General features: G+C 64.4%; 6 protein-coding genes. 2 read left to right on the forward strand and 4 right to left on the reverse strand.

Annotated elements, in window-relative coordinates; genetic code table 11:
• Positions 1-141 precede the first annotated feature (141 nt).
• Positions 142-2,541: an ATP-dependent Clp protease ATP-binding subunit gene (locus RhoFasB10_RS21360; protein WP_167678458.1), complete on the reverse strand. Its 2,400-nt coding sequence runs from the start codon at positions 2,539-2,541 to the stop codon at positions 142-144.
• Positions 2,542-2,689: 148 nt separating this feature from the next.
• On the opposite strand from RhoFasB10_RS21360, the gene lhgO reads away from it, so the two are divergent.
• Positions 2,690-3,889: an L-2-hydroxyglutarate oxidase gene (gene lhgO / locus RhoFasB10_RS21365; RefSeq protein ID WP_068430247.1), complete on the forward strand. Its 1,200-nt coding sequence runs from the start codon at positions 2,690-2,692 to the stop codon at positions 3,887-3,889.
• Between the two features lie 88 nt (positions 3,890-3,977).
• Here the strand turns inward: lhgO and RhoFasB10_RS21370 are convergent, their stop codons facing one another.
• Both RhoFasB10_RS21370 and RhoFasB10_RS21375 read right to left on the reverse strand, forming a co-directional pair.
• Positions 3,978-4,841 (reverse strand): hypothetical protein, encoded by an 864-nt coding sequence (locus tag RhoFasB10_RS21370; protein WP_167678460.1) that lies wholly within the window; start codon positions 4,839-4,841, stop codon positions 3,978-3,980.
• Positions 4,842-4,867: 26 nt separating this feature from the next.
• Entirely contained in the window at positions 4,868-7,135 is a 2,268-nt protein-coding gene (locus RhoFasB10_RS21375; RefSeq protein WP_167678462.1) for an excinuclease ABC subunit UvrA, read from the reverse strand.
• Positions 7,136-7,313: 178 nt separating this feature from the next.
• Here RhoFasB10_RS21375 and RhoFasB10_RS21380 point away from each other — a divergent pair, with 178 nt between their 5' ends.
• Complete coding sequence (locus tag RhoFasB10_RS21380; RefSeq protein ID WP_240931368.1) at positions 7,314-7,964, forward strand: VWA domain-containing protein; 651 nt, start codon at positions 7,314-7,316, stop codon at positions 7,962-7,964.
• A 105-nt stretch (positions 7,965-8,069) separates the two neighbouring features.
• Here the strand turns inward: RhoFasB10_RS21380 and RhoFasB10_RS21385 are convergent, their stop codons facing one another.
• A complete protein-coding gene (locus tag RhoFasB10_RS21385; RefSeq protein ID WP_167678464.1) occupies positions 8,070-9,659 on the reverse strand; it encodes an HD domain-containing protein in 1,590 nt (529 codons plus the stop codon).
• Positions 9,660-9,908 lie beyond the last annotated feature (249 nt).

Below are 9,908 nucleotides of genomic sequence, written 5' to 3' on the forward strand. Positions count from 1 at the left end.
AGCGTCTACATCAGGCGTCCGGCGAGGCGGCCTCGGTGCGCGCGGGTGTCACATGCAGCAGAGCGTGTTCCAGGACTGTTCGGTCAGAACGCGACGAAGCCGCCCGTGTACTCGGAAGTACACGGGCGGCTTCGATTGTCACTAGGCGACGTTCAATGCCAACTCGTCGTCTGCGACGTCCACCGACACGGTGCCACCCTCGGTGAGGATGTCGTCGAGCAGCAGATCGGCGATCCGGTCGTCGAGCGCCCGCTGGATCGAGCGACGCAACGGCCGCGCACCGAACTCGGGCTGGTGCCCGTTCCGTGCCAACCAGTCGACCGCCGAGTCGCTGAACGTGATCTCGATACCCTTGGCCGACAACCGTTCCCGGCTCTCCTCCAGCATGAGGTCGGTGATCCGGTGCAGTTGCTCGGTGTCGAGCTTGCGGAAGACCACGATCTCGTCGATGCGGTTGAGGAATTCCGGCCGCATCGATTCACGCAGCCGACCCATCACCCGGTCGCGCAGAGGCTTCTCGTCCTGCTCGCCCGTCGTGAACCCCAGACCACCGGACTTGCTGGAGATGATGTCCGAGCCGAGGTTGCTCGTCATGATCACCACGGTGTTGCGGAAGTTGACCGTGCGGCCTTGCCCGTCGGTGAGCCTGCCGTCGTCGAGCACCTGTAGCAGCGTGTCGAAGACGTCGGGGTGTGCCTTCTCGATCTCGTCGAGCAGCACCACCGAGTACGGGTTGCGTCGAACCTGCTCGGTCAGCTGACCCGCCTCGCCGTAGCCGATGTATCCGGGAGGCGCACCGACGAGACGGCTCACGGTGTGCCGTTCGCCGAACTCGCTCATGTCGAGGCGCAGCATCTTCTTCTCGTCACCGAACAACGACGCAGCCAGCGCCTTCGCGAGCTCGGTCTTGCCGACACCGGTCGGACCGAGGAACAGGAAGCTGCCGACGGGACGATCCGGATTACTCATACCGGTCCGGCTACGACGCACCGCACGGGCGATGGCCTTCACTGCTTCGTCCTGTCCGACGACGCGTTCGTGCAGTTCCGCTTCCAGGCGACGCAGACGTTCCTTCTCCTCCTGCGTCATCTGGCTGGCGGGGATGCCGGTTGCACGTGAAACGACGTCGGCGATGTCCTCGGCGGTCACGTCGGGAGCGTCGGCAACCGTTCCGTTCAGCCGCCCCTGCAGCGTCGATACCTCGTCCCTGATCTGCGACGCACGCTCGTAGTCCTCGCGAGCGATGACCTGTTCCTTCTCCACTTCCAGTGCGGCGAGCTGCTTTTCGATCGCAGCACTGTCGACGACCGGACGGGTCAGCTGCTTACGGGCGCCGGCCTGGTCGATCAGGTCGATGGCCTTGTCGGGCAGGAACCGGTCGCCGATGTAGCGATCGGACAGGTCGACGGCAGCGGCAATCGCGTCGTCGGTGTACCGAACACCGTGGTGCTCCTCGTACCGGCTACGCAGCCCGGTGAGAATGGCCTTGGCGTCGTCGACGCTCGGTTCGGGCACCGTCACCGGCTGGAACCGACGCTCGAGAGCGGGGTCCTTCTCGATGTTGGTGCGGTACTCGTCGAGTGTGGTGGCACCGACGATGTGCAGTTCGCCGCGAGCGAGCTTGGGCTTGAGGATGTTTCCGGCATCCATGGCGCCGTCGGCGCCGCCGCCTGCACCCGCAATGGTGTGAACCTCGTCGACGAAGACGACGAGTTCGTCCTTGTGTGCGGAGATCTCGTCGATCACCTTGGTCAGCCGCTCTTCGAAGTCGCCGCGGTAGCGCGTACCGGCGACCATGGACGACAGATCGAGCTGAACGATGCGCTTGCCCTGCAGGCGCTCGGGCACGTCGCCGTCGACGATGCGCTGCGCGAGGCCCTCGACGACGGCGGTCTTGCCGACGCCTGCCTCACCGACGAGCACCGGGTTGTTCTTGGTGCGACGCGACAGGATCTCGATGGTCTGCTGGATTTCGTCGGTACGGCCGATGACCGGGTCGACACCGCCCTGTCGGGCACGTTCGGTCAGGTCGACGCCGAACTTGTCGAGCGTGGGCGTCTCGGAATTCGACGCGGGTTCGACCGTTCCGCCCTTGAGCGCGGTCTGCAGCCCCTCAGGGGTGATTCCCTCCGACGCCAGCAGGCGGCCGGCGATGTGATCCTGATCGGCAGCGAACGCCAGGAACAGGTGTTCGGGGTCGATGTACGTCGATCCGAGCGACTGCGCGATGTGGTGCGCCTCGAGGATCGCGGTCTTCAACGTGCTGCTCAGGGCAGTGGCATTCACCGAGCCGCCGCCTTGCGGCAGCCGCAACTCCACCGCGTCGACGACGGCGGGGGATTGGACACCTGCGCGCTGCATAAGGCTGCGGGTGGGATCGTTCTGTGCCATGACGTGCAGCACGTGCAACGCATCGAGTTCGGCGTCGCCGCGTCCGGCAGCGAACGTGGCCGCGTCGCCGATGAGCGACTGGGTGGACCTGCTCATCAGACGGCTGATATCGATGCGACGAGGGCCTTCGGGCCCCAGGTATGCCGGCATTCGTGTTCCTCCTACGGAAGCTTGAGCGTCTTCGACTCAACTAACGTGCTCGACAAGGTATCAATTCCCGCCGACAGAAAAAACTTCTACACGCCGCGGCCCGTGTGAGAATGGCCCGGTCATCGGAGCATCGACGCGAGGTGGGGACGTGGCGCGAAGCAAGGTCGCGGTTGTCGGGGGTGGAATCATCGGGCTCGCGGTTGCTCGGGAGCTGATGAGGTCGAGGGGCGTCGAGGTGACCGTCTTCGAGAAGGAGGCCTCCGTCGGAGCGCATCAGACCGGTCACAACAGCGGCGTCGTGCACGCGGGCCTCTACTACGAGCCGGGCAGCCTGAAGGCAAGGCTGTGCCGCCGCGGCGTTTCACTACTCGAAGATTTCGTCGCGGAGAAGGGCGTGGCGTTCGACAAGTGCGGCAAGATCGTCGTCGCGCACACCGAGGTCGAATGCCGGCGCCTCGACGCCATCCACGAGCGAGCGCTGGCCAACGGTGTTCCCGGCGTCAAGCTGATCGAAGCGGAGGACATACGCGCGATCGAACCGCACGCCCGCGGTCGTAAGGCGCTGCATTCCCCGGAAACGGCGATCGTCGACTATCCGGGCATGACGCGCGCGCTCGCCGAGGACATCACGGCGTTCGGCGGGCAGATCCGGCTGCGTACCGCAGTGACGGATCTGGCCGAGCGGGCCGCTGGCGTCGACGTTCAGACCCGCTCTGGTGCAAACCGATTCGACCGGGTCATCGCATGCGCTGGTCTGCAGTCGGACCGCCTCGCCGTGACAGCAGGGGAGTCGTCGTTTCCGAAGATCGTGCCGTTCTACGGCGATTACTTCCTGCTGTCACCCGAGAAGTCGGCGTTGGTGAACGGGTTGATCTATCCGGTGCCGGACCCGAAGTACCCGTTCCTCGGCGTGCATGTCAGCAAGACGATTCAGGGCGATGTGACGTTGGGTCCCAATGCTTTTCTGTCGCTCGGTCGCGAATCCTACGACCGTCGGACGCTGTCGCCGAAGGACGTGGCCGACGCCATCGGCTTCCCCGGGTTCTGGAGATTCGCCGCGCGCAACATCCCAGCCGCAGTACGCGAGACCCGAACCGCGCTCAGCACACGGGGTTTTGTCGAGCAAGCGCGTCGATACGTCCCCGCCATCTCCGTCGAGGACGTCCGACGCGGCCCTCGCGGAATTCGTGCGCAGGCGATGAACCGCGACGGCAGCCTCGAGGACGACTTCGTCATCACCGGTAGCGCGCGGATCCTCCACGTACGCAACGCACCGTCGCCGGGCGCTACCTCGTCGCTCGCAATCGCCGAGCATGTCGTGCGAGAGGCTTATCGCCGGGGCGAGTGACCACGGTGGGCATGGTGTACCACTGCTGCCATTCGACGCACGAAATCCCGCATTCGACCGACCGTAACTGGTACACCATGCCCACCCGTCAGCGCTTCTTCGTCCCCGGCAGGATGCCCGCGTCGATCACGGCCTTGACGTAGGGCCGCACACGGATGATCAGGTCCTCGGCATCGGGCACGTCGCGCCAGATGCTCGACGCCAGTGCATCGGTCCTGGCCTCGATGTGTGCATCGAGTGCGACGCCGTCGTCGGTCAATGCTTCGCCTGCGTCGGTGCGCGTCAGCAGGTTTCGCGTGGCGAGGCGATCGAATGCTGCGTCCCATTCGTCGTCCGACCATTGGCGAGTCAGCTGGGTGATCCGCTTTCCGAGGACGCGTCGGGCCTTCGGTTCGGGGTGGAAGGCTTCGTGGAAGACGACGGCCTCGGTCGGGTCCAGCTGCGCGTCGACCAGTGCTGCGATGTGGCCGTCGCCGCGCCACTCCCGGATGACGGTGATCGCGTGCCACAACGCAAGGTGCGGCGCGTCCGGTGCGGTCGCCGAATGCCAGGCGGCGGCGAGTGGACGGCCGGCGAACACCGCGGTGTCGCCGATGTGCCTGAGCCGCTTCGCAACCTCGACCAGTTCGGAGTCGCCAGTACGAGAACCCAGTGCATCACCGAGGACCGAGTCGAGCATCGCCCACCGTCGATCCGACACCCTGTCCAACCCGGCGCCGACGGCAGCAGGCCATGCTTTCTCGATCATGGCGGGGTTGAAGTTGTAGAACGCCGCCGCGACGACACTGGCGACGGTCTCACTCATCGGTGCTGCTCGGGCACCGACGTACCAGGCGTGCCCGTCGAGTCCCAGTTCGTCACCCGCCTCCCTTACCTGGGGGTTGAAGTAAGCCGACACGTGAAAGGGTTCGAGCGTCGTGTAGGCGGCACGTGCGATCTCAGTCAGGCTCATGCTGCTCGAACTTACCTGTAGGTAAGCTAGCGGCCCAGACTCTTCGCCAAATAGATGCCGGTGTGTGTATCGGACTTCACCAGCGCGTCGACCGTACCGGTGAACACGATCTCACCTCCGTTGTGTCCGCCGTCGGGCCCGAGGTCGATCACCCAGTCCGCAGCCGCGACGACGTCGAGGTTGTGTTCGATCACGATGACGGTGCGACCCTCGTCGACCATCCCGGACAGCAATGCGATCAACTTCGATACGTCCGACGGGTGCAGTCCGGTCGTGGGTTCGTCGAGAACGAGGATCGGCGACGACCCCACCAACTCCGTCGCGAGCTTGAGTCGCTGACGCTCGCCACCCGACAGGGACGAAAGGTTCTGTCCGAGAGACAGATACCCGAGTCCGACGTCGGAGCAGCGATGCAGAATGTCGCGTATTTTCTTGACCTCGAAGAAGTCCTGCGCATCCTCGACGGACATCTCGAAGATGTCTGCGATGCTCACGCCGTCGACGGTGTGCTTGATCGCGCCCGACCGAAATCGCCTGCCCTGGCACGTTTCACACATGCTCGTCACGGGATCGGTGAACCCGAGATCGGTGAAGATGATGCCGCTGCCCTGGCAATCCGGGCACGCGCCGTCGGAGTTGGGGGAGAACAACGACGCGGGCTGGCCGGTCTTCTTCGCGAAGTATGCGCGGATCGGATCGAGCAGGCCGGTGTAGGTGGCGGGGGAGGATCGACGGGAGCCGCGGATGGGCGCTTGGTCGATGATGACGGCGTCCTCCGCGACCGAACGTAGGTGTCCGTGAATCAGACTCGACTTACCCGATCCGGCCACGCCGGTGACTGCAGTCAGGACCCCGAGTGGAATGTCGACGCTGACGTCGCGAAGGTTGTGTGTCGCCGCGTTCGCGATGGACACGAAACCCCTTGCGGTGCGCGGGGGCTGCGTCGTCGCGCCTTCTCGTCGCAGGGCGATTCCGGTCCGGGTGTCGGCGGACCGCAGCTCGTCGTACGTTCCCTCGAAGACGACCGTTCCGCCTGCTTTGCCTGCGCCCGGCCCGATTTCGACGATTCGGTCGGCGATGGCCATTACTTCGGGATCGTGCTCGACGACCAGGACGGTGTTTCCCTTGTCGCGCAGCGCGAGCAGCATGTCGTTCAGGCGGTGGACGTCGCGCGGGTGAAGGCCTGTGGTGGGTTCGTCGAACACGTACAGCATGTCGTTGAGCGTCGAGCCGAGGTGACGCACCATCTTGATGCGCTGCGATTCACCACCGGACAGCGACGACGTCGCACGGTCGAGGCTGAGGTAGCCGAGACCGAGGTCGACGAGGCGGCGTAGCTGCAGCACGATCTCCTGGCGAGGGCCGTCGAGACCCTTCAAGCTCCAGCCGTCGAGACGTTCGGCGAGGTCGGACACCTGCATGGCGAACGCGTCGGGAAGCGACAGCCCTTCCAGCGTCGCACTGCGAATGGTGTCGTTGTAGCGGGTGCCGCCGCACGCGTCGCAGATTCCACGTGTGACGATGCGTTCGAAGGCGGCTTTGGCCTTGCCCTTGAGTGCATCGGTATCCTTCGACAGGTAGCTGCGCCGGAAGCGAGAGATGATGCCTTCGTAACTCTTCATGACGGCGTCGGGATTCGGAACCGTCACCTCGCCTGGCTGGGCGTCGAAGAACAGGTGACGCTCTCGTGCCGAATACTGCTCGATCGGAACGTCGAGGTCGAAGAATCCGGAGTCGGCGAACACGCGGTACGGCCACTTGCCGGGCTCGAAGTCCGGGTGCTTGAACGGCCCCTCGCGTAACGATTTCGACTCGTCGACCAACTCGGCGAGATCGATCACCTTGGCCTCGCCGAGTCCTTCGCATTCGGGGCACATGCCCGCCGGGTCGTTGAAGGAGAAGGCGTTGGCGTATCCGATCGACGGTTGCACCCCGCGCGACCACAGCATGCGAAGCCAGTCGCCGATGTCGGTGATGGTGCCGACGGTCGAGCGTGGGCCACCGAACAAACGCTTCTGGTCGACGATGACGACGGCGGACAGATTGGCGATGAGGTCCGCGTCCGGCCTACCGTACGACGGCAGGAATGTCTGCGCGAACGCGGTGAACGTCGAGTTGATCTGACGTTGCGCTTCGGCGGCGATCGTGTCGAACACGAGCGAGGACTTACCGGAGCCGGACACTCCGGCGAAGACGATCAACGAGTGCTTGGGTAGATCGAGGTCGACGTCGTGGAGATTGTTCTCCCGTGCGCCTCGGACAATGATCGTGGACAGGGTGTCGGTCGTGGTCATGGACGATGCTCACCTTTCGCCGGACTGTGCCGACGCATCGTACCGTACGGTGTACGAAATGTCGCTTGGTAGCAGCTGACAGTCCGAGGATCGGAGTTTCTGTCGGTACCCCTCGGTATGGTTCGCCCATCATGAGTTATCGCGTCATCTCGGGCGCATTTCCCCTCCGGAGGTTCCGTTGACCAATCCTCAGTTGTCTCTTGTTGCTGCAGTGCTCGATCGCTCGGGTTCGATGCAGTCGATAGCCGACGACACGCGCGGTGGTTTCGACTCGTTCATCGCGAAAGAACTTGCGCAGGAGGGCGATACCGTCGTCACGCTTGCGCAGTTCGACGATCGGTACGAGGTGGTCTACAGCTCGCGGCCTATCGCCGATGTTCCGCCACTGGTCCTCGAACCCCGTGGCACCACCGCGTTGTACGACGCCATCGGACGTCTCGTCACCGAGGTCGGCGCCGAACTGTCGGCCCTGCCCGAAGATCAGCGCCCCGGTTCCGTGACGGTCCTGGTGATGACGGACGGGCACGAGAACGCCAGCCGCGAATGGACGAATACGGCTGTGCGTGCGCTCATCGAGCAGCAGGAACGTGACTACCAGTGGGACTTCGTGTTTTTGGGGTCCAACATCGACGCGGTCGACGTCGGCACCGACCTGGGCTTCGCGCCGGACAAGTCGATGACCTATGTGTCGACGACCGTCGGAGTCACCGCGGCGTTCGACTCGGTCGCCAACTACCAGGACCGCAAACGCGCTGCGATGCGAGTGATGGGCGCGCCTCCCGCGGCGGGCTTTTCCGACGCAGACCGTCGCGCCGCGCGCGGAGAGTGAGCAAGAAGGGCGGCAACGATACGGCGGAGGAGATCATCGCGATGATCTTCTTCCTCTGCATCGTTGCCGCAATCGTGGGCTGGGCACTGGCGTGACACGGGCGGGTCACCCCAGCGCCCGCGCCAACCGACCCAGGCGGGCATCGAGACGGCGCGTGCCCTCGGCAGTCAGGTTCAGCGAGGCTCCCAAAGTTTCACGTGCGTCGAGGAATATCTGGGCCATCGGAGAGTACTTGTCGCGCAGTCTGATTTGCTTGCTCTCGTCGGCGAGATACTCCACGCTGCCCGCGTTGTCGATGAAGTCCGACAGCTTGACCAGAAATACCCGCGGATCCGTGATCGCGGCCGCAACATGTTCGGCGTAGGCGCGGTTCTTCTCGTCCGTCGAAAGGCTTTGCAGGTTAGTAGGATTGGTAACGGAAGCCACCACAGCTGACACCGACGGTGAGAAGTGGCGCGCGATGACGGCCAGCGCATTGTCATGGGTCGCCGGTGTGCCCGCGTCGAGCAACGATACGATTCTGTCGGTCTGATCCTCGACCGTGTCGTGCAGTGCGGCCGCCACCAAAACGACCTCGTCTGTGCACCCGAATCGTACGAGCCGCAACACGTTTCGAAGCGGATGGACGATGTACGGGTCGCTTGCTGTTTCGCTACCGGCACGCCTCTGATGGAAGTGAGCGGCAGCTGCGAGGGCCATCGCGTCGTGCAGCATCGGAGAGCTGAACCCGAGCTCGCGAGCCTCGTATCCGACCGTGAACGTCAATGAGGCGGCATCCATGTCTGCCAGTCGCATTCGTCTGAACTGGTCGGACAGCAACGCGTGGGTGGGTACACGCATTCCGGCATCCCTGGACAACCTGACGGTGATCTCGTCGCCCTCCTGCTCGACGAACTTCAAGAACATGCCGAGGCGCCGCCCGAGATGTTCCTCCACGACCGGCGCGCAGTCGACGCGTGTCGACGCCACGACGTGAGTGTGGTTGGGCAGGAATTTGATATCCGGCCACGACGTGGACAGGTCCACCACGACGGAGTCCACGGTGGGGGCTCGCGTGTGAATCGCGAACACGGCATACAGCTCGACGACCGGTTCCTTGTCCAGAATCCTTGCGTAGGCGGTGTGCCGTCCTGCCTCGAACATGACATCGCCATCGTCGTCACGGACCGGCGCGGACCCGGTGATCGATTCGAGAGCGGTATCCACCTCGGCAAACAAACGAGCCCGTACGGGGTCGACCGTCCAATCCTTCAGCTGTGAACCGCTGTCGAAGACCCGTGTGACCGGTGCGCCGACTGCACTGGCGGCCAGGAACGACGGGTGCGCAATCCCGCGTACGTCTCTGATGAGCACGACGACTGCCTGTGCCAGGGAGTGAGCATGCGCCTCGACACGGAAAGTGCGTTGCAGGCCGTCGCCGACGTCGTAGTCGGTCCACCCCTGTTCGGCCAGCAGTGTCGCGTGCTCGTACGAAACAGCCGCTGCGAGAGGCCCGTTCATCGCCGCGTCACCGACGAGACGGCCGCCGAGTTCGTTCGCCACCGTCAGGTACAGGTCGTCCCGGCGTTTCCCACCACCCGGACAGATGGTCAGTAGATCGCCGGTCTCCATGTTCTCGATGTAGGTGCAGAGCCGGGCACAGAATCGCTCCCACGCGGCATCGATCTCCGTGTCGAAGTCGGCGTCCTCGGACATGCGGGCACTCCTAGATGGGAGGTGAGCCGTTGTCTCGACTCCTTCCACGAACCACTGTAACGCCCTGCGGGGGTGCGTCTTTCCGTTCTGGCGGACTTCGGCGAAACCCAGCGGGCGCGAACTGCGCGAACAGGAGGAGTCGACACGAAAAGCTGTGTCGTTCGAACGAACGAACACGTGACTCGTGGCGCGGGGCGCCCTCGGGTTCGCCGGTCGCCCGGGTGTTCGGGCGGGCCGGGTGTTCGGGCG

The sequence above is a fragment of the Rhodococcus sp. B10 genome, from assembly GCF_011770055.1.
GTDB lineage: Bacteria > Actinomycetota > Actinomycetes > Mycobacteriales > Mycobacteriaceae > Rhodococcoides > Rhodococcoides kyotonensis_B.

What these genes read in the sequence shown, in the direction of transcription:
- RhoFasB10_RS21360 (WP_167678458.1), bottom strand. Translation starts at nt 2,541, where the DNA reads ATGCCGGCATACCTGGGGCCCGAAGGCCCTCGTCGCATCGATATCAGC.
- RhoFasB10_RS21370 (WP_167678460.1), bottom strand. Translation starts at nt 4,841, where the DNA reads ATGAGCCTGACTGAGATCGCACGTGCCGCCTACACGACGCTCGAACCC.
- RhoFasB10_RS21375 (WP_167678462.1), bottom strand. Translation starts at nt 7,135, where the DNA reads ATGACCACGACCGACACCCTGTCCACGATCATTGTCCGAGGCGCACGG.
- RhoFasB10_RS21385 (WP_167678464.1), bottom strand. Translation starts at nt 9,659, where the DNA reads ATGTCCGAGGACGCCGACTTCGACACGGAGATCGATGCCGCGTGGGAG.